Raw genomic sequence first — 23,556 nt, forward strand, 5'->3', positions numbered from 1 at the left:
GCTGCATGATTCGGTGATCGCCCGATGGATCTCGCTGGGCATCAAGGGCGGCTTCGTCGCGGTCGAGCAGCGCCGTCTCGGCAAGCTGCTCACCAAGCCGAGCGCCGAGGTGCGCGAGATCCTGCACGACTTCGACCCCGAGGCCGAAGCCGTCGTGATCAGCACGCCCTACAACGAGATCAGCACGTTCCAGGGCCGCCCGGTGCTCAACGCGCGCCAGCACAAGTGGGTCGAGCTGGAGAACAAGACCACGATCGACGCGCTCTGGGACGAGCTCAGCGCCCGCCGCGCGCCGGCCATGGTGTTCGACCTCGACTTCGAACGTCTCTGGGGCGCCTCGGAGATCCTGGACCGCGGCGCGGGCGTCGTCTGGTCCGGTGACGGCCCGGCGATCAACGGCGGCGCGAACTTCGTGCGCCGCGTGCGGTCCTACGAGGAGGCGAAGGAAGCCTTCGACGTGCTCGCGCCCAAGTGCGACCAGGTGCGCGTGATGCCGTTCCTGGAAGGCATTCCGGTGAGCGTGCACGGCATCGTCTTCCCGGACGGCACCGCGGTGCTGCGCCCGATCGAGATGGTCGTGCCGCGCCGCCAGGGCCAGGCCAAGTTCCTCTACGCGGGCTGCGCGTCCTACTACGACCCGCCCGTGTGGATCCGCGACGAGATGCGCAACCTGGCCCGCCGCGTCGGCGAGCACCTGCGCGGGACCGTCGGCTACCGCGGCACGTTCACACTGGACGGCATCGCGACCGAGGACGGCTTCCTGCCGACCGAGATCAACACCCGCTACGGCGGCGCGATGGTGTGCTTCGAGGACGCCGTCCCGACGCTGCCGCTCGCGCTGGTGCAGGTCGCCCTGGTCGCGGGCTGGGACCTCGGCATCTCCTCGATGGAGTTCGAGGAGCTCGTCCTGCAGGCCGCGGACACCGTCCGGTCCGGTGCGGTGGGCGCCAACGTGCGTGCCGTGCAACCGACCCAGGTGGACGAACGCCGCGTGATCTTCACCGGCTGGGCGTGCCGGCTGGCGCACCCGGACGAGCCCGCGCACGCGACGCTGCGGCTGAGCCCGTCGCCGATCGGCGGACGCCTGGACCTTGACCTGCACCGCGAGAACATGCCCGTCGGGCCACCGGTGGCGGCACTGACCGTCGCGGCGTTCGCGCTGGCCGACCAGGAGTGGGGTACGGGCCTCGGGGCCCTGGAGCCCGCGATCGCGATCGAGGACGAGATCCAGGCCGAGCAGACGATCATCGAAGAGGCCGTCATCGCCTGACCGGACGGTCTACCAGGCGCCCTCATCGCCGTACGCGGAGATGAGGGCGGACCGGTAACCCATCAGGGCCGCGGCGACCTCACGTGGCTGGTGCGCCGGCCGCACCAGCCCTTCGCCGAGCACCTTCGGCCGGTCCACGCCGACTAACTCGGGCGAGCGCTTCAGCAGCCCCACGGCGATCTCGGCGGCGTCGGCGAGCATCTCCTCGCCCGGCAGTTCGATCATGTCGTTCATCAGCCCGCCCACGAACGACGGCAGCTTCTCCGGCACCGCGCACGCCAGCGCCACCAGACAGGCGACCCGTTCGGACGCCAGCGCCTCGAAGATCTTCGGGGCGCCCTGGGCGACGGCGTGCCGGGTCTGCGTCAGCCAGTCCGGCGCCGTCCGCGGCAGTTCCCGCCCGAGAGCGTTCCACCGGCGGTGCGTGCGCCGTCCGTCCTCAGTGAACCCCTTGCCCGCCAACGCCATGGCCGCCAGCAGGAAGATCACCCGATCGCGCACGTCGGCGGCGACCTTGTACGAGGCGCCGAGCTCGACGAGGTACGGCACGGCGCAGAACGAGGCCTCGGAGACCGTGTCGTCGGTCAGCAGCCGGTCGGCGAGCGACGAGAGCGCGTCGAGACGGACGTCGGCGCTGGAGTCCATCAGGGAGCGCAGCAGACGGGGCACGCGACCGGCGCCACCCCGGCCGTCGTACACCTCGACCCAGGAAATCCTGTCGAGTCCGCGCAACGGGTCAGGCCGTTGCCAGGCGCGCGGCAGCTCCATAGGGCGGAAAGGTACGGGATGTCAGGGAAGGCTCCTCGGAGCCTCGCCCGTACGATCTCGTGGTGTCCTTCTCGGTGGCCGACATCTTCTCGGGTGCGGGCGGCATGAGCTACGGCTTCCACGCCCACCGCGACTTCCGGGTCGTCGGTGCCGCTGACGCGCAGATCGGCAAGCCTTCGTCGCGGTTGGGTTCGTTGCGCTGCAACGACACGTACCGCGCGAACATCGGCGTCGACCCGCTGGAGGTCGACCTCTCGAAAGTGTCCCCGGCGGCGTTGCGCGAGGTCTGGGGCCTCAAGCGCGGCGAGTTGGACGTCCTGCTCGCGTGCCCGCCGTGTTCGGGCTTCAGCCGCATCACCGCCCAGAACCACCTGCGCGACGACCCGCGCAACTCGCTGGTCGGCCGGATCGCCGTCTACGCGGAGGAGCTGCGCCCGAAGGTCGTGCTCGTCGAGAACGCCCGCGAGCTCGTCAAAGGCAAGCAGCGGCACCACTTCGACAGCCTGGCGCAGGACCTGACCAGCCTCGGCTACTCGGTCGCCGGCGGCACGCACATGCTGTCCAAGTTCGGCCTGCCGCAGCTGCGCGAGCGGACGTTGATGGTCGCCGTGGACGCCGGTCTGCCGTTGCTCACGCTGGACGACCTCTGGGCGGGCCGGGTCATCCGGCCGTCCGCGATCACGGTCCGGCGCGCGATCGGCAAGCTGCCGGTCATCGAGGCCGGCGTCGCGGACCTGGAAGACCCCATTCACGTGTCGCCGACCTTTTCTCAGGACCGCAGTCTGGAACGAATGCGTGCAATTCCCGCGAACGGTGGTTCGTGGGCGGATCTGCTCAGGTCTCCGGAGACCGCTGAGTTGTTGAATCCGGCACAACGCAAGATCGTCGAACAGCAGAACTGGGGTTCGCACCCCGATGTCTACGGCCGGATGTGGTGGGACGAACCGGCCCGCACGATCAAGCGGGAATGCGGCCACGTCGGTAACGGCCGTTATGCCCACCCCGAGCAGCACCGGCTGTGCACGGTCCGGGAGATGGCGCTGCTGCAAGGGTTCCCGCGGCAGTTCCGGTTCGACGTCTCGATTCTCGGGAACGCCTACCGGCACGTCGGCGACGCCGTTCCGCCGCTGATCGCCTACCAGTTGGCCGGGCTCACCAGGTGGATTCTCACCGGCCGCCGCCCGGAGCCGCGGGAGATGTGTCTACGAGGCACTTCACTGCGTCCCGGCGACATTCGGCCGGTGGAAGTTACCGAAATGGTGGCGTAGATCTCTGAACCGAAGGTGTCGATCATCCGTAGCGGGACGCGGCTATTGATAACTGTTCGGCAACGAATCTAACGTCACCTGACAAAAGGAATGCATCGCGGACCTATCCACTGTGGACACGCTGAGTAGATTTCCGCTGGTCACGACCGGTATGTGATAGTCGTTATACCTCACCCAGTCGTGTGACACCCCATCGGATAGTGTCCGCTCGCTTCCTGTCGGTTCAGTGTCGATGACGACGTGCCGACCGTCCCGACGGGCGAACTGACTTTCTACGCGTTCGGGCTAACTTCAGCGAGCAAGGAGACCCATGGCTTCCCGGTTGAGGATCGGTGCCGCGCTGCTCGGCGCCACCGCCGCCCTGGCATTCACGACCCTTCCGGCGCACGCGGACGTCGTCATCAAGCCGGACCGCGGCGGCCAGGAGAAGGGCCACGACGTGGTCCTGAAGCCGGTGGGCAACATCAGCGACCCGAACGAGCTCCGTCAGGGCACTGAGATCATCAAGCTCCGCATCGAGGACGACAAGGACCGCTCGAACGTCCTCACGTACTGCGTTGAGCTTCCGACGCCGCTCGAGGACTCGGACGCGCTCAAGGAAGCGCCGTGGGGCACGCACCCGAACCCCAAGTCGAAGTTCCCGCAGAACGCGGGCAAGGTCCTCTGGATCCTGCTGAACTCGTACCCCGGCAAGTCGATGGACGAGGTCAAGAAGGCGTTCGGCGACCAGTTCGACAAGAAGGAGACGATCGCCGCCACGCAGGCCGCGATCTGGCACTTCTCGGACGACGCCGAGCTGGACGCGGACAGGACCAACAACGACGACATCGTGAAGCTGTACGAGCGCCTGATCAAGGACGCCGCGGCCAACGAGATCAAGGACCAGCCGAAGCCGACGCTGGAGATCGAGCCGGCGTCCAAGTCCGGCAAGACCGGCGAGAAGATCGGCCCGTTCAAGGTCACCACGACCGCGTCCGAGGTCAAGCTGACCGCGAACCTGCCTGACGGTGTGACCATCACCGACGAGAAGGGCAACCCGCTCGCGGTGCAGAAGAAGGGCGACAAGGAACTCGCCGTTCAGGGCACCGGCGAGAAGGTCTCCGAGTTCTTCGTGAACGTCCCGGCGAACGCGCCGGCCGGCAGCGCCGCGTTCCAGCTCTCGGCCGAGGCCGAGATCGCGATCGGCCGCCTGTTCGTGGCGCACAACCCGAAGCAGGAAGACAAGGCGCAGTCGCTCGTCGTCGCGCAGCCGCAGAAGGCCAAGGTCGAGAAGGAAGGCAAGGCCGACTGGGCGGTCGAAGCCAAGCCGTCCGAGCCGACCACGCCGACCACCACGACCACGACGACGACCACCACCACGACGACCACGACCACCACGCCGGCCAACCCGGCTCCGGGTGGCGGTGAGGACAACCTGGCTTCGACCGGTGCCTCGATCCTGTGGCCGCTCGTCGGCGGTCTGGCGCTCGTCGGCGCTGGTATCGGTGCGCTGTTCGTCGTGCGCCGCAAGAAGGCCGGTGCCTGAGTAATCAGCACCCCCTAGACGAACGCCCCCAGGGTCCGCGCCGGTCCTGGGGGCGTTTGCCGTTTCCCCGCTTGCCGGGATGCACGCGGGGACCCTTCGTGCACTCCTGGTGCACGAAAGCTCCCCGCGTGCACTACTAGCGGCGGCTGATGCCCGCCACGCTGATGTCGCCGTCCGCGATGGCTACGTCGCGGTTGGACGAAGCGCCGGAGAAGATCGCCCGCGCCGGGTCGCGGAAGTTCTCCACGATCTCGACGCGCTGCACCGGCTTGGCCGTCGGGATCACGGTCTCCGGCGTCCACGTGCAGCCGAACCGCACCAGGTAGGTGTTCACGTTCGGCTTGCCGTCCTCGGTGGCGTAGACGCGCCAGGTGAACGGGTCGACCGGCTCCATCTCACGGGTGCGCAGGCCCCGTGCGACCTCCTTGGTCTCCCACGCGCGACCGTTCCAGGTGGACAGGTAGTTGCGCAGCGGCCCGTTGTCCGGATCGCCCATGAACCACAGCAGGAACGGCCGGCCCAGCGTCGTGCCCACGAGCTGGATGTAGTCGGGGGACTTCACCGCGTTCGGCAGGGTCAGCGGGGTCTCCGCGACCTTCAGGTACTGCTCCTGGTCGGCGTCGTCGATCTGGGTGCCCAGATCCTTTCCGGACGCCGAGTAGAAGTGCAGGTTCCTCGGGTCGAACCACGCGTAGTAGAGGTTGCGGTGGTACCGGTCGTGCAGATGTCCTTCGGTGCCACCACCCGCGAGCGTGTAGACGATCCGCACGCGGCCGTTGTCCTCCTGACGCAGCTGACCGATGTAGATCTCGTTCATGTTGTCCGCGCGGGAGGTCGAGCCGATCGCGAACCGGTCACCGGTCAGTTCCGTGGAGGTCTTCCACGTCTTGCCGTTGTCCTTCGACACCACGTAGAGCATCGGACGCGTGTCCGTGGGCGTCGTGTGGTCGAGGTCGCGGGTCGTCTCGCGGTAGAAGACGTAGATCGTGCCGTCACGGGTGACGAACGGCATCGGGTACGTGGCCGCGTTTTTCGAAATCAGCGTCTCTTCCCAGACGCCGTCGGCCGAGTTGGCCTGGGGCGAGCGGGACATCCGCAGCTCGATGTTGTGCATGCCGCGGAAGATCAGCAGGTGCCCGTCCCCGGCCTGGACCATGGTCGGGTAGTTGTGCGAGTCCTTGTCCCCGTCCGCGACCCGGTTGGGCGCGGACCAGGTGGACTTGCGGTGGTCGTACGACTGGACGTAGCTGTCCTCGTACTGCCCGGCCCAAGAGATGAAGGTCTTGCCGGCTTTGCGGTCGTAGACCCCACCGGCGACCGGCCGCCGGTCACTGCGGGCCGCGACGTTCGTGGCCGTCGTCGTCACCGTGAACTTCGCTTGCCCCTGAGCATCGGCCGTGGCGTGGGCCGAAGGGACCGCGACGAGCGGCAACAGCAGTACAGCGGACATAACTCCACGCAGGAGCCGTGTCATGTGGCGTGTCCTCCTGGTTCTGGCCGCGACGGCGGCCGACCAGGCGGCGGCAGGGGACATCCTCGTTGTCACCCAGCCGACTTGTCCAGGCGGAGTTAGCGTGATCGTTGGCTATCAACACGCGGGGCCTACTCGGGTACTCTGCGTCAGAAGCGGAGGAGCACCACATGAACTTCGACGAGATCAAGAACAAGGCCATGGACCTGGCTCAGGAGCACCACGAGCAGGTCGACAAGGGCGTGGACGCTGCGGCGGACTTCGTCGCGGGCAAGTTCGGTCACGAAGAGCAGGTCGACTCGGTCGCCGAGAAGATCAAGGACATCCTCCCGGGTGGGCAGTGAACTCCTTCAACGCCACTGACGCAGGGCGGGTCACCTCCAGCGGAGAGACCCGCTCTCCTTCTGCCCGCAGGCCAGAGATGATCACCTGGCAGGGCCTCCACGAGCCGCGGCTGGAGCAGGTCCGCCTGCTCCTGTCGAGCGACCAACGCCTGCGTGCCTCCGGTCGCATGGTCGCCGCCGGCCCCGACGAGCAGTTCAACGCCTCCTTCGAGGTCTCCGTCGGCGAGAGCGGCCAGGTCAACCGGCTGCTGCTGCGCACGGCCACCGTCCTCGAAGAGCGCCAGTGCTCTCTGTCGAGGACCGAGGACGGCGCCTGGCTCGTCGACCACGGCCAGGGTGCCAAGCGCGAGACGTTCAACGGTGCGCTGGACGTCGACGTCCAGTTCGCGGTGCTGTTCAACACCATCCCGATCAGGCGCCTCAACCTGCACCGCGAGGAGGGCCAGTTCGACCTCCCCGTCGTGTGGGTGTCGCTGCCCGAACTGACGGTGAAGGCCGTGACGCAGTCGTACAAGACGGTGTCCGTCGCGGACGACGTCTCGGTGGTGCGGTTCAAGAGCGGCGGGTTCGAGCAGAACATCAAGGTCGACCCGAACGGCCTCGTCGTCGACTACCCGTTGATCTCGAAGCGCATTTAGAAGGCTTCCAAGAAGTACTTCCTTCGTGGCGAGTCGCATCCAAACGATGGATGCGACAGGCCCTGGGCTTCTAGCGTCCGACCATGCCGAAACGATTCTCGAGCGTGGTGGGGCGCTCGTTCGGTGATGGCGTCCGCGACGCCATCCAGTCCGCCGGGGTGACCCAGGCCAAGGCCGCCGAGTTGCTCGGCTGGGAGCAGGCGAAGGTCTCCGACCTGGTCAACGGCAAGGGCGGGGTCACCGAGGTCGAGCTCGCGATGCTGCTCGGCCTGTGCGGTGTGAAGCCGGACGAAGCCCGCCGCCTGCTCGCCTTGTACAAGGAGTCACGCGAGAAGGGCTACCTCGAATTCGCCGAGGACGGCGTGTTGAGGCCCCAGCCCACGTTGATGGAGCAGGAGCGCCACGCCAACAACCTCGTCGTCTGGTCGCTGAACCTCATCCCCGGCCTCCTTCAGATCGACGCCTACATCCGGGCGGCTTGTGAGCGATCGGTGTTGGGGGCCGACCCGCTCGTCATCGAATCGGTGATCAAGACGAAGCTGGCGCGGCAGGCTGTCCTTCATCGCAGTCGAGAGTTCGTCTTCTACATCCACGAACACGCGATCCGGCTCCCGGTCGGCGGCGAGGAAGTGATGAAGGCGCAGCTGCTTCACATCCTGGCGATGACCGTCCGGCCCTACCTGACCGTCCGCATCATTCCGGTGGCGGTTGGCGCGCACGCGGGCTCGGCGGGCTCCTTCACACGGCTGAGGTACGAGAAGTTCGAGCCGGTGATCTTCGTCGAAGGTGGCAGAACCGGCCTCTTCCTCGAGGACAAGGACAGCGTCACCTACTACGACGCCGTGATTGAGCGGCTCGATCAACTGGCCTTGGATGAGGAAGAATCGAGGGCGCTGATCACCAGCATCGTGTCCTGAGGAGGCGCTTGGCATGTCGATGTGGCGGAAGAGCAGCTACAGCCCGGACCAACAGGACTGCGTCGAGGTCGGTCGTGGTGTCGGCATCCGGGACAGCAAGGCGCCGACCGCGCACCTGCCCGTCTCGGACAAGGCGTGGTCGGCGTTCCTCGCTGACGTGAAGGCCGATCGCTAGCCGGTCAGACTTCCGTAAGGGTCGGCGCGGCTTCCTGGTGGCTACGGTCGGAGCATGCGGAAGTTGGTGCTGGCCGTGGTCCTGCTCGTCAGCGGATGTGTCGCACCGGCGGTGACCGCACCAGTGGCGCCCGCACTGCCCGCGCAGCCGCCGGGTGCCCCCACGTGGGCTCCGTGGCCGGCCGCGCTGCACGACGCCCGGCACAGCGGATCGTCCACATCGGATGGTCCTGTTCGCGGAACCGTTCGATGGCGGCGAAACCTCGAAGGCGCTGTCACCCCCGGCCCCGTCATCGGCGCCGACGGCACCATCTACGCGTCGTCCACCGCCGGCGTCCTGCACGCCATCGATCCTGCCTCCGGCCAGGACCGCTGGACCTATGACTCGAAGGACACCGGCGGCGGTGATCTCTCCGTGTCGCCACTGGTGTTGCCCAGCGGGGACATCGTGTGGCCGACCCCAGGTCCGCTCCTGCTCGTCCTGTCCTCGTCGGGCAGGCGGCTCTGGTCCGTCGAGCTACCTGGAATCCCGACCTCGCCTGCCTCCGTCGATGGCAGTCGCATCTACGTCGGCGACACCTCCGGCCACGTCAGTGCCATCGACTCCCGGACCCGAAGTCTGCTGTGGACAGTCGACGTGGGCCGGGTGTCCTACGGATCGGTCGTCACCGACGGCACTCGGATCTACACCACCGCGAACTCCGGTGTCACCGCCGTCGACACCGACGGCACCGTTGCATGGCAGCGCGACCCCGGCGACGACATCACCGAGGTCTCCGCCGGTCTGGCCCCTGACGGCACGGTTCTGCTGGGTACCAACGGTTCCCGTGAATGGGCCTACCGCCCTGACGGCTCCCCGGCGTGGAACGTCCCGCGCTTCATCACCTACTCGTCCCCGGCCGTCACCGCCACCGGTCTCGCCTACATAGGCGACCACGGCGGCACCGTCTCCGCCTTCGACGTCCGGACCGGCCGGATAGTCAGGTCGTACCACCTCAACGGAGAGCAGATCTGGAGCTCCACCATCGTCGACCGCAACTACCGGCTGTACTACGCCAACCAGGTCGGCCACGTCTACGGCCTCACCCCGGAGGGCGGGGTGTTGTTCGACGTGAACGTCGGCGGTCCCGTCGATTCCTACCCCGCCCTCTCCGCCGACGGCGCCCTGGTCGTCGGCTCTCGCAACGGTGTCCTGACGTCGATCGGCTGACAGTCGTGCGTGGTCAGGTCGTGACTCAGACCATCTCGCCCAGCACCTCGGGGTCGATCACGATCGGCGCCGGGCGGTAGGCCGGCGGTTCCACACCCATCAGCGAGCGCACCAGGAAGTCCCAGCAGCGCGTCCGCACGTAGGCGATCCGGTCGATGAACAGGTGCTCGGCGCCCGGCACGATCAGCATCTCGAAGTCCTTGCCGGCGGCGATCAACGCGTCCGCCAGCGCCAGCGCGTGGTCGACGTGGACCGTGTCGTCCAACTCGCCGTGGACCAGCAACAGCTTGCCCAGCAGTTGGTCCGCGATCTCGACGTTCGAGGCGCGCAGCCACGCCTCCGGGTTGTTCGCGCCGTCGCACGACTCCGCCCAGCCGAGCCCGATGTGCCGGGCGTCGTGCGAGCCGGACATCGCCACACCGGCGTGGAAGGTCTCGGGGAAGGCGAGCATCGCCCGTCCTGCGGCGAACCCACCGCCGGAGTGGCCCATGATGCCCACGCGGTCGAGGTCCATCCACGGCCGTGACGCGGCCAGTTGTTGCAGCGCCGCGACGTGGTCTTCGAGGCTGCCCGCGTCGGCGAGGTTGCCGTACGAGAAGTCCAGGAAGGCCTTGCTGCGGCCAGGGGTTCCGCGTCCGTCGAGGGCGACGACCACGAAACCGACTGCTGCCAACGGTTCCGCGTCCATGCCCATGCCGCCGGGGTCGAAGCACGGGTCGACCCTGGTGACCTGCGGTCCCGGATAGATGCTGTCCACCACGGCAAAACTCTGCGACGGGTCGAACCCGCGCGGCTTGTAGAGCACGCCGTAGATGTCGGTCTCGCCGTCGGCCGCCTTGACGCAGAAGCGTTCCGGCGCGGTCCAGCCGGTGGCGACGAGCCTGGTGATGTCGGCCTGTTCCAACGGGACCAGCACGTTGCCGGACCAGTCGCGGACCACGGTCACCGGCGGTGTGTCCACAGTGGACGCCGAGTCGACGAAGTACCGACCGTTCGGCGCCACCGTGACGACGTGGTCCAGGGCGTCGTCGGTGACGAGCTCGAACCCGTTGCCGTCCAAGCCAACGCGGCAGACCGTGCGGCGGTACGGGTCTTCGGTGACCAGGCCAGAAGCCATGAAGTGCACGACGCCGTCGGAGACGTGCAGGATCTCGCGGACCAGCCACTGGCCGGACGTGACCTGGTTGAGGAGTTCGCCGGTGTGCAGGTCGTAGCGGTAGAGGTGGCCCCAGCCGTCGCGCTGAGAGAACCACAGGACCTCGTTCTCCAGCACGCGGACGATCGGCAGGCCGTACATGAACTGGTTGGGGCCCACGCGGTTGGAGCCGGTCTCGCTCACGACGACCCGCACCTCGCCGGTGCGGGCGTCCATCCGGTTCAGGGTGAGGGTGTGCTGGTCGCGGGGGCGGCTGAGGAAGTAGACCGCCGAGCTGTCGTCGGCCCACCACGCCCAGCCGGCCATGATCGGCGAGAACTCCGGCATGAGCAGCGGCTCGGTCTGCGCGAAGACCGCGGTTCCCTCGGCCACGTCGAACACGACGAGTTCGGCGAGCGGCATGGCCTCGTCGCCTGGGTAGGCGTAGCGCTGGGTGTGCACTCGGGGAGCGCTGCCGTCGGCGGGACGGGACTCCAGCAGGTGGGTCTGCCGGACGTCGCGCTGGTCGGTGCGGTGGGCGAGCACCTTGGTGGAGTCGGGCGACCACGACAGCGCGGGCGGCATGTGCGGCAGGCCGAACTTCCGCATCAGCGTGCGGTAGCTCATGGCGTCCGGGCCGTAGCCGTAGCCGTGGTCCTCCACACCGTCGGTGGTCAGCGCCCACTCGCGGTCGCCGGACCGGGCCCAGAGGTCGTGGCCGCGGCGGGACACCGCGACCTTGCCGTCGGGCGACGACACCTCCAGCGGGTTGCCGGGCGCCGGCAGGAACGGAGTGGGGTCGATGCCCGGCGTGCGGGTGCCCTCGGCAGGGTCGACCAGGATGAACTGACGGTCGGCGCCGTCGCGGACCTGGTACCAGAAGCGGGCACCGCCGTCGATCCACTGTGGACGGACCTTGTCCCCGACGACGAGCTCGCCAGGGCTGGCGGAGCGGCGGAGGAGTTGTTCGGCGGCCTGGTAGTTGTCGGTGGTGCTCATGGTGGTCTTCTCCCCAGTTCTTCGGAAAGTCGTCAGAGGCTGCGGGCGGTGATGTCGCCGTACGCGGTGGTGGCCTGGATGTGCAGGTCGGTCGTGCCGTCGTTCTTGAGCGAGTTGTGCACACGGCCGTAGGAGGTGCCGGCGTCCATCGAGGCGGAGAGACCGGCGGCGACGCCGACCGTGATGTCGCCCTTCTGCGTGCTGATCTCGGCGGAACCGTTGAGGCGGCCGACGGTGACGTCACCGGCTTGCGTGCTCACCCGGACGTGCGCGGCCTCGTCGATCTTGATGTCGCTCTGCGCGGCCTCGAAGGCGATGTCCCCGAGCCGCCCGACGCCGCGGAACTCGGCGGCGGCGGCCTTCGCCTCGACGCGGGAGCCTGCGGGCAGCTGGACGGTGATCTCGACGGACCCGGAGGCGCCGAGGATCTGGTTCTTCACCTTGGTGCTGATCCGCAGGACACCGTCGATGAACGCGACCTCGGTCTGCTCGGCGGCCTTCGTGTCGCGGCTCTTCGAGGCGTCCGAGGGGCGGACCTCGACGGCGGTGTCGGCGCGGTCGGTGGCGATGAACTGGATGAGGCCCGCGGGGACGTCGAGGACGGTGGTGATGGGGGCGGGGGTGGCGAAGTTCTGCATGTCCGGCTCCTGTAGCTCGTTGTTTCTGATGAGCGAAAAGCTACGTTGCGTTCACGGATCACGACAACAATCTTGTTGCGTTGAAGCTGAGTAATTGCAGGTAGATGCACGTAAAGTGTTGCAATGGAGACAAGATCTAATGCAACGGACGTTGCAATGGGATGAAGGTGAAAGCTATGCTCCCGGCATGCCAGGAGGCCGACTCACCCAGCAGGAGCGCCGGCAGATCGCCATCGGGCTGGCCGACGGCCTCGCCTACGCGGAGATCGCCCGCGCGCTCGACCGACCCACCTCGACGGTCACGCGCGAGGTGATGCGCAACGGTGGCCCGGCCGGTTACAAGGCCGATCTCGCCCACCTCGCCACCGAACGCCGTGCGCAACGGCGCAAGCAGGCCGCGCCGCGAGGCCGTCAACCGGTCGAACGGGCCGACGGCCGCGACCCGGAGGCGGTGCGGGAGTTCGAGGAGGCGTTCTCCGCGATCTTCATGGCCCAGGGCCTGCCCAAGATGACGGCGAGGGCTCTCGCCAGCCTCTACGCGACCGACTCCGGCAGCCTCAGCGCGTCAGAACTCGTCAACCACCTGCAGGTCAGTCCCGCGTCCGTCTCCAAGGCGATGTCGTACCTCGAAGGCCAGGGCTTGATCGGCCGTGTGCGCGACGTACGCCGCCGCGAGCGCTACGTCGTCGACGAGGGCGACATCTGGTACCAGTCGATGATCGCCAGCGCCGCCGGTACGTCGAAGCTCGCCGAGGCGGCCCGGCAGGGTGTCGGCGTCCTCGGTTCCGGCACTCCGGCCGCCACCCGGCTGGAGAACATCTCGCGGTTCCTCGACTTCGTGTCCGAAAGCATCGTCCGGGCCGCCGAGCAGGCCCGCGACATCCTGCACCCCAAGGACCCCGGCTAGAGCTGGCCATGAACGGCGCTTTCGTGGACCTCAGGTCCACAAAAGCGCCGTTCATGGCCAGCTCGCGGGGTTCCGGACAGGTGTTCAGGCGCGAACCGCGACCGCCACTCCCTGGCCGACGCCGACGCACGCGGCCGCGATGCCAACGCCACCACCACGAGCGCGCAGGTGCCGTGCGACGTCGATGATCACGCGCGGCATCGACGCACCGAGCGGGTGGCCGTAGGCGATCGCGCCGCCGTGCACGTTGACCTTCTCGCGGTCGATCTCCGGCAGGTGGTGCAGCACCGACAACGCCATGGCGGCGAACGCCTCGTTGATCTCCCACAGGTCGACCTGGGCGGCTTCAAGATGCAGGCGCTTCAACAACTTCCGGATCGCCGACACCGGCGCGATGGTGAACCGGTGCGGTTCCTCGCCGGTCGTCGCGGAGCCCAGCACCTCGCCCAGCGGTTCGACGCCCAGTTCGGCCGCGATCGCTTCGGTACCAAGGAGAGCGGCGAGCGCGCCGTCGTTGAGCGGCGACGCGTTGCCCGCCGTCACCGACCCGTTCTCCGAGAACGCCGGCTTCAACTTCCCGAGCTTCTCGATGCTCGTGTCCGCGCGCACGTTCTCGTCGCGCCGGATCGCAGTACCGTCCGGAAGCTGCACGGGGAACGCAAAACCCTCGTGCACGCCCGCATCCCACGCAGCAGCAGCTCGGCGGTGTGAGCGCAACGCGAAAGTGTCCATCTCGGACCGTGTGATGCCCAGTTCGCGTGCGACGTTCTCCGCCGCCAGCCCCAACGGCACGGTGTAGTGCTTCGGCATGCGCGGGTTCACCAGCCGCCAGCCCAGGGCCGTCGACACGGTCTCCATGCGGTCCGGGAAGGCCTTGTCGGGCCTGGCCGTCACGAACGGCGCCCGCGACATCCCTTCCACACCACCGGCGACGATCAGATCGGCATCCCCGGCAGCCAACGCCCGCGCGCCCTGGATGATCGACTCGCCGCCGGACGCGCACAGCCGGTTCAACGTCACGCCCGGCACCGAGACCGGCAGGCCCGCCAGCAACGCGGCCATGCGGGCGACGTTGCGGTTGTCCTCGCCGGCGCCGTTCGCGTCGCCGAGCAGCACGTCGTCGATGCGGGCCAGATCGAGGCCGGGATAGCGGCGCAGCAGGTCGACGATGGGCAGCGCGGCGAGGTCGTCCACCCGGATGCCGGACAGTCCTCCCCGGTACCTGCCGAACGGCGTGCGGGCGGCGTCGATGATCAGTGCGCGGACCATAACGCCCATTTTGCGCCAGTTACGGCTTCAGCAGGAACGGGACGTAGCCCGTTTCGGGGTGTACCTCTGAATCGGTGCTGAAGGCCTTCACCTCGATGGCGTGCGCGCCGGCGGCCATCGAACCCGTGTTGAGTGAAATCCGCCACCGGCCCGCGGCGGCCGGTCCGTCGGCGGTGGTCGGGACGGTCGCGACGTGCGTGCCGTCGAGCCGGATCTCGAACCCGGCGAGGCCAGCCACGGACGCGTCCAGGGCGTTGATGCGGATCTCCAGGACCACCCGGCCGCGGTTGAAGGCGGCGCCGTTCTCGATCGGCTGTCCGCTGGCGTCCAGCACCTCGGGGACGGGGTCGGCGAGCGTCGGCTTGGCCTCGATCAGCGGGGTGCCGGACTGGCGTTGCGCCACGACCTTGGGGCCGGTCAGCTCGACGTCGGTGTGGGTGACCTGGATGCGTTCGGTGGTCACCAGCTGGACGTTGACGTTGTCGGTGAAGGCCTCTTTGGGCAGGTCGGCGACGGCCGGGTACTCCGCGCCGGGCTTCCACGGCGTGCCCTCGACGGCCGGCCGCAGGGGCACTTCGATGCCGTTGATCCGCACGGCCGTGACCGGAGCACTCTCTCGCGACGGGATCAACGCGATGCGCAGCTGACCGGACGTGACGTCCTGAATCGGGTGGGTGCTGGTGCTGGCGGGGCCGTCCACGCGGACCTGCGGCGTGGGTACGGCGGGTGGTGCGTCGGCCTTGGCGGTCCGGTAACCGATCAGGTCGATGCCCGCGCGGATCCGGTCGCCGGCCAGAGCCGCGACGCCGAACAGGGCCGTCGCCTCACGCCACTGCGGCACGAACGGCGAAGTGGCGACGACGTCACCGTCGCGGACGAGCTGCGTGCCGTTCTTCGTGAGCACCAGCTCCCAGCGCACGGTCACGCCCGGCACCGCGGGAGGGACGGCCTTGCTCGTGCCGTTCGGGACGAGCTCGACGATCGAGTTGCCGGCCACGTCGGTGGAGACCGAGGCGCGGATCGCGCCCGGCAGCACCGGGTCGCCCTGGACGCTGACCGGTCCCGGCACGAGGTCGAGCAGCAGTTTGCCGCCGGTACCGGGGGCGTCCGTCTCGATCACGACCCGGCTGTCGTCGTCGCCGCGGACGAACGGCGTGCGGGACCTCAACGTGACGGCACGGGTGCCGCAGCTGCTGCTGATCACGAGCCGGTCGTGGTCGTCCTCGTCGCCAGAGGTCGCGCGGGCGCAGTCGGTGCGTTTGGTGAGGCGCCAGCGCTGCAGGTCGGGCTCGTCGGGGCTGTCGAAGCGGTCGACGAACGTGTACGGGGCGTTGTCGGCGCGCGGGGTCGCCTTGGTCGTGGCGGGCTGGGAGCGTTGGCCGTACGAGTCGACCGCCCGGATCTCGATCTGCTGCTCCTGGTCGTTCGCCAGGCCGTTGAGCTGGGTGCCTGGCCTGGTGACGAGCTTGGTCCGCGGGCCCCACCGCACCTCGTAGGCGGGGGCGTTGCCGGTCCAGTTGAGCTGGATCTTGTGGTGCCCGCCGCGCGCGACGACGTTGGTGGGGGTGCTCGGGCGGTCCTGGGGACCCGGCACCAGCACCTGGTCCGCGACGAACGGCTTGAGCTTCGTCGGCGGCGGGGGAGCGGTGGGCAGGCCGGAGTCGCTCCCGCCGGTGTCGCGCAGCAAGATCACGCCGACCACCAGCGCGAGGCCTGCGACAGCGAAGGCGACCCGCTTCATAGCGGTCACGCTAAGGCGTTTTACCCAGCTCGAACACGGTTTCGGAGATAACGGGTTCGCCATGGTCCGCCGGAAGGACGCTGAGCTTGAGCCGAGCGCTCGACCCCGGCGTCAGGGCTTTGGTGTCGAGCCAGAACTCATGCCTGCCGGGGACTCCAGAGCCCTGCTCGTTCGTGGGCAGCGCGACGATCCGTTTGCCGTCGAGTTCGAGCTCGATGCCGCGGTGCCCGATGGCGTTGATCTCGGCCGTGATGAGGACGCGTCCCTTGCGGGGCAACGGCTGCGGGGGCCTGGTGCCGTCCTCGTGCATGACGTGCAGCCGTGGCGCGCCCGTCTTGATGCCGCCGGGCCGGTCCGCGAGTCTCGGCAGGGCACCGGGGCGGCTTTCTGGCTTGCGGATGACCACGAGCTGAGCCGGGGCCGCGACCGCGATCCTCTTCTCGCTGACCGGTACGTCGACGACCCTGACCTGGTTGCCGGCCTCCGGCGTGACGATCTTCGCCGCGACCGCGTCGCGCGGCACCTCGGTGTCCGGCAGCAGCGGGACGACCTCGGTGGGCACGACCCGTTCCGGCACGCCGCCGACGCCGAACGAGTCGAGGAACCCGCCGCCGTCGATGCGGATCCGCGGGTGCACCAGTTGTGTCTTGATCGCCACGGCCTCGTAGGCGACCACGACGCCGTCGCGGAGCGCGATCACCGCGTCCGGCAGCACCCGCATCTCCCACCGGTGCCGCACACCCGCGACGAGCCCGGTCATCGGCGAGTCGCCCAGCGCGACCTCCTTGTCGGTCCGGGGCAGGTCCGGGTCGGCGATGACCCGCGTGCCCTGCGTCGTGATGTCGAGGCTGACCGCGCCGCGCGGCTGGGCGTCGGTCTCCTTCAGGTACTGCCACGGGTCCGGCAGCATCGTCAGCCGCACGTGACTCGACTCGACGGCGCCCGCGACGCTGATGATCGCCCGCCCGATCGCGCCGTCACCAGCCGGGACGCCGAACCTGATGGGCGTGTTCGACTGGAACGCCGCCATCGAGCAGTCGACGTCGACACGCTTGCTCTGACCGAACGGCCGCAGCCCGAGGCACTCCGGTTCCGCCTCGATCCGCCACCTGCGCGGATCCAGCGACTCGGGGCCGTCGAACCTGTCCGGCAGGCCGACGAACTGGTCGTCCCACGCGTCGTTGTAGAGCTCCTTGGGCGTCGCGGCGATCGTGAGCGGCTCGGACCGCTTCCCGGTAGCGCTGACCGCGCGGATCTCGACCTCGGTCTGCTGTTCGGGATTCAGCCCGGCGAGTTCCACCTCGGGTCCGGGCACGAGCTGCTCGTTGCCGTTCCAACGCACCTCGTACGCCGACGCCGAGCCGTTCCACGCGATCTGCAGCGCGTCCACGTCCAGCGCCTGGGCCCGCGGATTGGCCGGCTTCATCGGGTCCTGCTGCGCCACGACCTCGACGTTCTTGTCGATTTCGCGCTTCAACGTGTCGGGTGCGTCGCCGGTTCGGAGCGCCACCACGGCGGCGATGACGAGCGCGAGTCCACCGAGCCCACCGGCGAGCGTCCGTCGATCCACCCGGAGACCCTACGACGTTTCCGCTTCGGCGGTGCTGCCGTTCAGACCAACCACACGTCCGCCACGTGATCCAAGATTTCGCAGCGCGGCGAGCGCTCCCGGCTTGGTCAGGTCGATCGTTATCTTGGTCCTCTGCGGCTGGTTGACCAGCGCGTTCCTGCCTTCGTGCCCCGCCTCGATGGTCTTGGCGAGCCCACCCGTCGACGCCAGCGACCCGCGCGCCGCACCGAGCCGGCCGAGCGCGTCGTCCACTGCCATCAGCAGCGCGTCCCGGTTGCCCTCGCACATCGCCCGGACGAGCTCGGGCCTGCTGCCCGCGACCCGCGTGCCGTCCCCGAAACTGCCCGCCGCGAGCGCCATCGCCAGCGGCCCGCCATCGGCCCCGACCGCGGCCAGGATCGCCGCCATGATGTGCGGCAGGTGGCTGATCCGCGCCACGGCCTCGTCGTGCTCCTCGGGCGTGGTCGGCACGACGTGCGCCTTCAGATCGAGCGCCAGCTGCATCACGTCGTTGAGGTGGTCGTCCGCCTCCTCGGGCGTGACGACCCAGGCGGCTTTGTCGAAGAGGGTGGCGCTGCCCGCGTCCCACCCGCTCCTGCTCGTGCCGGCCATCGGATGCCCGCCGACGAACCGCGCGTGCGGCGCGTACCGGTGCACGGCGTCGTGGACCGGGCCCTTGACACTGGTCACGTCGGTGAGGCGGGTGCCCGCGGGCACCTTGCGCAGCAGGTCCGGGAGCGCGGGCAGGGGCACCGCGAGGACGACGAGCGCCTCGGGGTCGCGGCTGAGGGCCTCGTCCACCGTCGTGATGTCGAAGCCCTCAGCGCGTGCCCGGTCCGCGTCCTCTTTGCTCGCGGTCGCACCCCACACCGTGCGCCCGGCAGCCTTGGCGGCCCGCAGCACGGAGCCGCCGATCAGTCCCAGTCCGATCACGCACACGTCTCGCACGAGCCCATCATTCCGTGCGACACGTGCTCGGAACTACCGGAGGGCGTCCAGCGCGAACGCCGCGTACGTCGCCACCCCGTGCTCCATCGCGGCTTCGTCGAACAGCACCCGGTTCGAGTGGTTCGGCGCGGCCTCCTCCAGGTCGATCCCGCGCGGGCACGCCCCGAGGAACGCCAACGCGCCCGGCACCTTCTGCAGCACGTAGGAGAAGTCCTCGGCGCCCATCAGCGGGTCCTGCATCGGCTCGCTCCAGGACGGCCCCATCGCCTTCGCCGCGAGGTCCACCACGTGCGTCCCGACCTCGTCGTCGTTCACCGTCACCGGGTAGCCCGGCACGATGCTGACCTCGGCGTGGCACCCGTAGGCGGCGGCCGTGTGCTTCACGACCTGCTTGAGCTCCTTGTGCACCAGCCTGCGCGTGACCTCGGACAGCGTCCTGATCGTCCCGTCGAGCGTGGCGACCTCGGGGATGATGTTCGTCGTCGTGCCGGCCTTGATCTGCGCGACCGTCACCACGGCCGGCTGGTGCACGCTGATCCGCCGTCCGAGCATCGTCTGGATCGCGCCGACCATCGCCGCGGCGGCAGGGACCGGGTCCAGGGCGTTGTGCGGCATCGCGCCGTGTCCGCCGCGGCCCTTCACGTGGATGTGGAACGTGTCCGCGCTGGCCATGATCGGGCCGGGCCGCGTGGTCACCACGCCGGACTTCGTCGTGGACGTGATGTGCAGCGCGAACGCCTTTTCCACGCCGTTGTCGAGCAGGCCTTCCTCGATCATGTACCGGGCGCCGTGATAGCCCTCCTCGCCCGGCTGGAACATGAACAGCACGTTGCCCCTCAGGGCGTCACGCCGGTCCGCCAGCAACCGTGCGGACGACGCGAGCATCGCAACGTGCGTGTCGTGCCCACAGGCGTGCATGTTGCCGTCCACTTCGGACGCGTAAGGCAGCCCTGTCTCCTCCTGCAACGGCAGCCCGTCCATGTCGCCGCGCAGGAGCACGGTCGGCCCTGGCCGTTCGCCTTCGAGCACCGCCACGACCGAGGTCGTCGACTCGCCTTTCGTGACCTTGAGCGGCAGCCCCTCCAACGCGTGCAGGATCGCCGCCTGCGTCCTGGGGTTCTGAAGCCCCTGTTCGGGGTGGCGGTGGATCTGCCTGCGCAACGCCACCGTGCGGGGCTGCAGCGAACGCGCCCCCTCGAGCAATCCGGCGAGACGTGGGTCCGACGTTGTTGTGCTCATCTATCGATGGTGCCACCACCTCAGCTACCGGGAAGGTCGTCTGGGCCCTACGGTGTGCACATGACACAGCAGGAGCCGGTCAACGGCTTCGCGGTCGCGGTCGTCCGAGAGGACGGCCGCTGGCGGTGCAGCAGGATGGACAGCTCCGCGCTGTCGGAGCTGGACGCGGCGATCACACAGCTGCGCCAACTACGGTCGACCGGCGCCGTGTTCGGCCTACTGGCCGTCGACGACGAGTTCTTCATCATCCTGCGCCCGGTCCCAGGCGGTGTGGCCCTCCTGCTCTCCGACGCGGCCGCAGCCCTCGACTACGACATCGCCGCCGACGTCCTGGACCTCCTGCGGGTCGAACCGCCGGACGAGGAGGACACCGAGATCTGGCCAGAGGGCGACCTCGGCGTGCTGTCCGACCTCGGCATGCCCTCGCACGAGCTCCAGATCATCGTCGACGAGGAAGACCTCTACCCGGACGAGCAGCTCCAGATGATCGCCCAGCGCATCGGGTTCATCGACGAGTTCACGAAGCTGCTCGACACGATCCAGGCGTGATCCCCACTCCGGAAGACATGATCCGAACCGCTCTGCGCGCGGCTTCGCGCTCGGGCGCGGACGTCCCGATCGGCGCCGTGGTCTACGCACCGGACGGTTCGGTTCTCGCCGAGGCCTGCAACGCACGCGAGGCGCTGGGCGACCCGACCGCACACGCCGAGATCCTGGCGCTGCGGGCGGCCACCGCGAAGTTCGGCGACGGCTGGCGGCTCGACGGCTGCACCCTCGCCGTGACGCTCGAACCGTGCACGATGTGCGCCGGCGCGTTGGTGCTCGCCCGTGTTTCGCGTCTCGTCTTCGGCGCCTGGGAGCCCAAAACCGGCGCGGTGGGGTCGCTTTGGGACGTCGTGCGCGACCGCAGGCTCAACCATCGGCCGGAGGTGCAGGGCGGTGTGCTCGAGTCGGAGTGCGCTGACCTGCTCGAACGTTTCTTCCGGACCCAGCGTTAACCCACTGGATCCGGCTGTGTATTGTTCTTATCGGTGGCGTGTCCGAGCGGCCGAAGGAGCACGCCTCGAAAGCGTGTGAGGTGCAAGCCTCCGTGGGTTCAAATCCCACCGCCACCGCTCAGAAGGACCCCGGATCTCTCCGGGGTCCTTTTTGCATGCCCGGACAGTGTTCACGCCCTTGTGGGCCCACGCCCTTGTCGCGAGCTGATCTTTACTGCTTTACTAGCTGCCTAGTAAAGCAGTAAAGGGGACCTCATGTTCGTCTTCCGGATCGACAGTCGCTCCGGTGTGCCGCCCTACCTGCAGCTCGTCCAGCAGGTGCGTCAGGGCGTGTTGCTCGGCTTCCTGCGGCACGGCGATCGGCTGCCGTTGATCCGCGAAGTGGCCGAGTCCGTGGCCATCAACCCGAACACGGTCGCCAAGGCCTATCGCCAGCTGGAACAGGAAGGCCTGGTCACCGGACGTCCGGGGCAGGGCACCTTCGTCAACGAGACCCAGGCCGCCACGATCTCGCCCGCGACCTACACCTCGTTGCAGCGCGGCCTGGAGGCGTGGTTGGGCCGGGCACGTGCCGCCGGCCTCGACGAGCAGGCGATCAACGCGCTCTTCAGCGCGGCCGTCACCCAAGCGAAGAATGAGAACATCGCATGACAGCAACCGAGTACGCGCTCCAGACCGACGGCCTGGGTAAGCGCTACCGCAAGGTGTGGGCACTGCGCGACTGCACGCTGGCCGTCCCGGCCGGCCGGGTCACCGCGCTCGTGGGACCCAACGGCGCGGGCAAGAGCACGTTCCTGCGCCTGGCGGTGGGGCTGCTCGCGCCCACCACCGGCACGGTCGAGGTGCTCGGCGAGTCACCCGCCACCAACACCCCGCAGGTGTTGTCCCGCATCGGGTTCCTCGCTCAGGACCACCCGCTCTACAAGCACTTCACCGTCGCGGAACTGCTCCGCCTCGGCCGCTCCTGCAACCTGCGCTTCGACCAGGGCCTGGCCGAACGGCGGCTGGCGCAGTTGGAGATCCCGCTCGATCGCAAGGCCGGTGCGCTCTCCGGCGGTCAGCAGGCTCAGGTAGCGCTGGCGTTGGCCCTGGCCAAGCGGCCGGACCTGCTCGTCCTGGACGAGCCCATGGCCAGTCTCGATCCGGTCGCCCGCCTGGAGTTCCTGCAGGCTCTGATGGGTGCGGTCGCCGCCGACGGCATGACCGTGCTGTTCTCCTCGCACGTCGTGCCCGAGCTCGAACGGGTCTGCGACCACCTGATCGTGCTCAACCACAGCAGGGTCACGCTCGCGGGCGACATCGACTCGTTGGTGGGGGAGCACCGGATGCTCGTCGGTCCGCGCACGACCGGTGATGTCGGCAGGGCGGGCACGGTCGTGGAGGCCACGCACAGCGAGAGGCACACGACGTTGCTCGTACGCGATGGCGGACTGTCGGCGGCACCCGGCTGGCAGGCGAGCCCGGTCGGTCTCGAGGACCTGGTGCTGGCCTACCTGCGCCGGCCCGCGCAGCACGACGTCGAGCCCACGATCCGGGCGGAGGTGTCGGCATGACCTGGCTGACCTGGCGGCAGCACCGTTCCGAGATGTACACGCTCGGCCTGCTGGTCGCGGTGATCGCCGCCTTCCTGCTCGCCGTCGGACTGCAGATGCACTCGTTGTTCCCCAACGGTGCGGGCCAGTGCGTGGGCATCGACCTCACCGAGGCGTGCTCGACCGCGATCAGGCGGTTGAACGAGGAACACGGCTACGCCTCCAAGATGCTGAACCTGTTCAGCCTGGTGCCGTTCCTGATCGGCGCGTTCTTCGGCGCACCGCTGGTGGCCCGCGAGATGGAGGCCGGCACCTGGCAGTTCGCCTGGACCCAGTCCGTGCCCAGGATGCGCTGGCTGGCGGTGAAACTGGGCGCTCTGGCGCTGGTGACCGCGTTGCTCGCCGGCGTCTTCTCCGCCGTGATCACGTGGTACCGGCAGCCGATCGACGTGCTCGACGGCCGGTTCAACGCGGACGCGTTCGACGTGGAAGGGCTCGCTCCCGCGGGCTACGCGTTGTTCGCGTTCGCCGTCGCCACGGCAGCGGGCGCGGTGTTGCGGCGCAGCCTGCCCGCACTCGCGGTCGCGCTCGGCGCCTTCCTCGCGGTCCGCGTCTTCGTGGGGGGCTGGCTGCGGCCGAACTACCAGGAACCGCAACGCCTCGTGGAAGTCGTGGGCGCCGGTGATCCCGCCGACCCCGGCAATCCACGGATGTCGACCGGCACCCCCACCGACTGGACCATCGACACGGGGTACCTGGACTCGTCCGGCCGTCCGCTCTCGCTCTACGACACCTTCGCGATGTACTCCGCCGCGGAGAAGGAGGGCGTGAAGTTCAGCGCGTACCTCCACGAGCGGGGCGTGCAGCAGTGGGTCGAGTACCAGCCGGCCGGCCGGTTCTGGACGTTCCAGCTCGCGGAGACCGCCATCTTCGTCGGCCTGGCGGCGGCACTGCTCGCCTTCGTGGTGTGGCGGATCAAACGCCGCCTCTTCTGA

Annotated in this window: 23 protein-coding genes and 1 tRNA gene; 15 read left to right on the forward strand and 9 right to left on the reverse strand. The window is 68.8% G+C overall.

What is annotated here, in order from left to right:
• The first annotated feature begins 13 nt into the window (after positions 1–13).
• The gene (locus B0F77_RS14125) at positions 14–1,270 is read left to right on the forward strand and encodes an ATP-grasp domain-containing protein (RefSeq protein ID WP_245848132.1); all 1,257 of its coding nucleotides are present in this window, start codon (positions 14–16) and stop codon (positions 1,268–1,270) included.
• Between the two features lie 9 nt (positions 1,271–1,279).
• On the opposite strand, the gene B0F77_RS14130 is transcribed toward B0F77_RS14125, so the two are convergent.
• Positions 1,280–2,038, reverse strand: a complete 759-nt coding sequence (locus B0F77_RS14130; protein ID WP_086663343.1) for a hypothetical protein — start codon at positions 2,036–2,038, stop codon at positions 1,280–1,282.
• A gap of 62 nt (positions 2,039–2,100) precedes the next feature.
• On the opposite strand from B0F77_RS14130, the gene B0F77_RS14135 reads away from it, so the two are divergent.
• Complete coding sequence (locus tag B0F77_RS14135; protein WP_245848135.1) at positions 2,101–3,306, forward strand: DNA cytosine methyltransferase; 1,206 nt, start codon at positions 2,101–2,103, stop codon at positions 3,304–3,306.
• Between the two features lie 310 nt (positions 3,307–3,616).
• Positions 3,617–4,831: a thioester domain-containing protein gene (locus B0F77_RS14140; RefSeq protein WP_086663345.1), complete on the forward strand. Its 1,215-nt coding sequence runs from the start codon at positions 3,617–3,619 to the stop codon at positions 4,829–4,831.
• 136 nt (positions 4,832–4,967) lie between these two features.
• On the opposite strand, the gene B0F77_RS14145 is transcribed toward B0F77_RS14140, so the two are convergent.
• Entirely contained in the window at positions 4,968–6,281 is a 1,314-nt protein-coding gene (locus B0F77_RS14145; protein ID WP_245848137.1) for a BNR-4 repeat-containing protein, read from the reverse strand.
• Between the two features lie 191 nt (positions 6,282–6,472).
• Between B0F77_RS14145 and B0F77_RS14150 the strand changes: the two genes are divergently transcribed.
• From B0F77_RS14150 to B0F77_RS14170, 5 genes are all read left to right on the forward strand, one after another.
• Positions 6,473–6,646, forward strand: a complete 174-nt coding sequence (locus B0F77_RS14150) for an antitoxin (protein ID WP_086663347.1) — start codon at positions 6,473–6,475, stop codon at positions 6,644–6,646.
• A gap of 77 nt (positions 6,647–6,723) precedes the next feature.
• Positions 6,724–7,284 carry a putative glycolipid-binding domain-containing protein gene (locus B0F77_RS14155; protein ID WP_245848140.1) on the forward strand — a complete coding sequence of 187 codons (561 nt, stop codon included), beginning with the start codon at positions 6,724–6,726 and terminating at the stop codon, positions 7,282–7,284.
• 83 nt (positions 7,285–7,367) lie between these two features.
• Entirely contained in the window at positions 7,368–8,201 is an 834-nt protein-coding gene (locus B0F77_RS14160; protein WP_086663349.1) for a helix-turn-helix domain-containing protein, read from the forward strand.
• A 13-nt stretch (positions 8,202–8,214) separates the two neighbouring features.
• Positions 8,215–8,376, forward strand: a complete 162-nt coding sequence (locus B0F77_RS14165; protein WP_086663350.1) for a DUF397 domain-containing protein — start codon at positions 8,215–8,217, stop codon at positions 8,374–8,376.
• A 54-nt stretch (positions 8,377–8,430) separates the two neighbouring features.
• Complete coding sequence (locus B0F77_RS14170) at positions 8,431–9,585, forward strand: outer membrane protein assembly factor BamB family protein (protein ID WP_086663351.1); 1,155 nt, start codon at positions 8,431–8,433, stop codon at positions 9,583–9,585.
• A 25-nt stretch (positions 9,586–9,610) separates the two neighbouring features.
• Here B0F77_RS14170 and B0F77_RS14175 read toward each other — a convergent pair whose 3' ends face one another.
• Both B0F77_RS14175 and B0F77_RS14180 read right to left on the reverse strand, forming a co-directional pair.
• Positions 9,611–11,719: a S9 family peptidase gene (locus tag B0F77_RS14175; protein WP_086663352.1), complete on the reverse strand. Its 2,109-nt coding sequence runs from the start codon at positions 11,717–11,719 to the stop codon at positions 9,611–9,613.
• Between the two features lie 32 nt (positions 11,720–11,751).
• Positions 11,752–12,357, reverse strand: coding sequence for a DUF4097 family beta strand repeat-containing protein (locus tag B0F77_RS14180; protein WP_086663353.1), 606 nt, complete (start codon positions 12,355–12,357; stop codon positions 11,752–11,754).
• Positions 12,358–12,544: 187 nt separating this feature from the next.
• On the opposite strand from B0F77_RS14180, the gene B0F77_RS14185 reads away from it, so the two are divergent.
• Positions 12,545–13,264 carry a helix-turn-helix domain-containing protein gene (locus B0F77_RS14185; protein ID WP_086663354.1) on the forward strand — a complete coding sequence of 240 codons (720 nt, stop codon included), beginning with the start codon at positions 12,545–12,547 and terminating at the stop codon, positions 13,262–13,264.
• 84 nt (positions 13,265–13,348) lie between these two features.
• On the opposite strand, the gene B0F77_RS14190 is transcribed toward B0F77_RS14185, so the two are convergent.
• The 5 genes from B0F77_RS14190 to B0F77_RS14210 are packed head-to-tail and all read right to left on the reverse strand — an operon-like array spanning position 13,349 to position 20,031.
• A complete protein-coding gene (locus tag B0F77_RS14190) occupies positions 13,349–14,533 on the reverse strand; it encodes a thiolase family protein (RefSeq protein ID WP_086663355.1) in 1,185 nt (394 codons plus the stop codon).
• A gap of 19 nt (positions 14,534–14,552) precedes the next feature.
• Positions 14,553–16,274 (reverse strand): hypothetical protein, encoded by a 1,722-nt coding sequence (locus B0F77_RS14195; RefSeq protein ID WP_086663356.1) that lies wholly within the window; start codon positions 16,272–16,274, stop codon positions 14,553–14,555.
• Positions 16,275–16,284: 10 nt separating this feature from the next.
• Positions 16,285–17,844, reverse strand: a complete 1,560-nt coding sequence (locus tag B0F77_RS14200; RefSeq protein WP_086663357.1) for a fibronectin type III domain-containing protein — start codon at positions 17,842–17,844, stop codon at positions 16,285–16,287.
• Positions 17,845–17,853: 9 nt separating this feature from the next.
• Positions 17,854–18,792 (reverse strand): prephenate dehydrogenase, encoded by a 939-nt coding sequence (locus B0F77_RS14205; protein WP_086663358.1) that lies wholly within the window; start codon positions 18,790–18,792, stop codon positions 17,854–17,856.
• Positions 18,793–18,825: 33 nt separating this feature from the next.
• Entirely contained in the window at positions 18,826–20,031 is a 1,206-nt protein-coding gene (locus B0F77_RS14210) for a M20 metallopeptidase family protein (RefSeq protein WP_086663359.1), read from the reverse strand.
• Between the two features lie 60 nt (positions 20,032–20,091).
• Here B0F77_RS14210 and B0F77_RS14215 point away from each other — a divergent pair, with 60 nt between their 5' ends.
• From B0F77_RS14215 to B0F77_RS14240, 6 genes are all read left to right on the forward strand, one after another.
• A complete protein-coding gene (locus tag B0F77_RS14215; protein ID WP_207310944.1) occupies positions 20,092–20,580 on the forward strand; it encodes a tRNA adenosine deaminase-associated protein in 489 nt (162 codons plus the stop codon).
• 17 nt (positions 20,581–20,597) lie between these two features.
• The gene (locus tag B0F77_RS14220) at positions 20,598–21,029 is read left to right on the forward strand and encodes a nucleoside deaminase (RefSeq protein WP_086663373.1); all 432 of its coding nucleotides are present in this window, start codon (positions 20,598–20,600) and stop codon (positions 21,027–21,029) included.
• Positions 21,030–21,061: 32 nt separating this feature from the next.
• Positions 21,062–21,146: transfer RNA gene (locus B0F77_RS14225), tRNA-Ser, on the forward strand.
• Positions 21,147–21,284: 138 nt separating this feature from the next.
• Positions 21,285–21,680, forward strand: coding sequence for a GntR family transcriptional regulator (locus B0F77_RS14230; protein WP_086663361.1), 396 nt, complete (start codon positions 21,285–21,287; stop codon positions 21,678–21,680).
• Complete coding sequence (locus tag B0F77_RS14235) at positions 21,677–22,582, forward strand: ABC transporter ATP-binding protein (protein ID WP_086663362.1); 906 nt, start codon at positions 21,677–21,679, stop codon at positions 22,580–22,582. Before B0F77_RS14230 ends, B0F77_RS14235 begins: the two co-directional genes overlap by 4 nt.
• Positions 22,579–23,556, forward strand: coding sequence for an ABC transporter permease subunit (locus B0F77_RS14240; RefSeq protein WP_086663363.1), 978 nt, complete (start codon positions 22,579–22,581; stop codon positions 23,554–23,556). Before B0F77_RS14235 ends, B0F77_RS14240 begins: the two co-directional genes overlap by 4 nt.

Origin of the sequence: Lentzea kentuckyensis, from assembly GCF_002150765.1 — a bacterium.
Classification (GTDB): Bacteria; Actinomycetota; Actinomycetes; order Mycobacteriales; family Pseudonocardiaceae; genus Lentzea; species Lentzea kentuckyensis.

Bases quoted from the DNA above. Each gene is read 5' to 3' on its own strand.
- B0F77_RS14140 (WP_086663345.1), top strand. From the start codon at position 3,617: ATGGCTTCCCGGTTGAGGATCGGTGCCGCGCTGCTCGGCGCCACCGCC.
- B0F77_RS14160 (WP_086663349.1), top strand. From the start codon at position 7,368: ATGCCGAAACGATTCTCGAGCGTGGTGGGGCGCTCGTTCGGTGATGGC.
- B0F77_RS14155 (WP_245848140.1), top strand. From the start codon at position 6,724: ATGATCACCTGGCAGGGCCTCCACGAGCCGCGGCTGGAGCAGGTCCGC.
- B0F77_RS14215 (WP_207310944.1), top strand. From the start codon at position 20,092: ATGACACAGCAGGAGCCGGTCAACGGCTTCGCGGTCGCGGTCGTCCGA.
- B0F77_RS14235 (WP_086663362.1), top strand. From the start codon at position 21,677: ATGACAGCAACCGAGTACGCGCTCCAGACCGACGGCCTGGGTAAGCGC.
- B0F77_RS14210 (WP_086663359.1), bottom strand. From the start codon at position 20,031: ATGAGCACAACAACGTCGGACCCACGTCTCGCCGGATTGCTCGAGGGG.
- B0F77_RS14230 (WP_086663361.1), top strand. From the start codon at position 21,285: ATGTTCGTCTTCCGGATCGACAGTCGCTCCGGTGTGCCGCCCTACCTG.
- B0F77_RS14180 (WP_086663353.1), bottom strand. From the start codon at position 12,357: ATGCAGAACTTCGCCACCCCCGCCCCCATCACCACCGTCCTCGACGTC.
- B0F77_RS14185 (WP_086663354.1), top strand. From the start codon at position 12,545: ATGCCAGGAGGCCGACTCACCCAGCAGGAGCGCCGGCAGATCGCCATC.
- B0F77_RS14240 (WP_086663363.1), top strand. From the start codon at position 22,579: ATGACCTGGCTGACCTGGCGGCAGCACCGTTCCGAGATGTACACGCTC.
- B0F77_RS14145 (WP_245848137.1), bottom strand. From the start codon at position 6,281: ATGTCCGCTGTACTGCTGTTGCCGCTCGTCGCGGTCCCTTCGGCCCAC.
- B0F77_RS14165 (WP_086663350.1), top strand. From the start codon at position 8,215: ATGTCGATGTGGCGGAAGAGCAGCTACAGCCCGGACCAACAGGACTGC.
- B0F77_RS14220 (WP_086663373.1), top strand. From the start codon at position 20,598: ATGATCCGAACCGCTCTGCGCGCGGCTTCGCGCTCGGGCGCGGACGTC.
- B0F77_RS14175 (WP_086663352.1), bottom strand. From the start codon at position 11,719: ATGAGCACCACCGACAACTACCAGGCCGCCGAACAACTCCTCCGCCGC.
- B0F77_RS14170 (WP_086663351.1), top strand. From the start codon at position 8,431: ATGCGGAAGTTGGTGCTGGCCGTGGTCCTGCTCGTCAGCGGATGTGTC.
- B0F77_RS14195 (WP_086663356.1), bottom strand. From the start codon at position 16,274: ATGAAGCGGGTCGCCTTCGCTGTCGCAGGCCTCGCGCTGGTGGTCGGC.
- B0F77_RS14130 (WP_086663343.1), bottom strand. From the start codon at position 2,038: ATGGAGCTGCCGCGCGCCTGGCAACGGCCTGACCCGTTGCGCGGACTC.
- B0F77_RS14190 (WP_086663355.1), bottom strand. From the start codon at position 14,533: ATGGTCCGCGCACTGATCATCGACGCCGCCCGCACGCCGTTCGGCAGG.
- B0F77_RS14150 (WP_086663347.1), top strand. From the start codon at position 6,473: ATGAACTTCGACGAGATCAAGAACAAGGCCATGGACCTGGCTCAGGAG.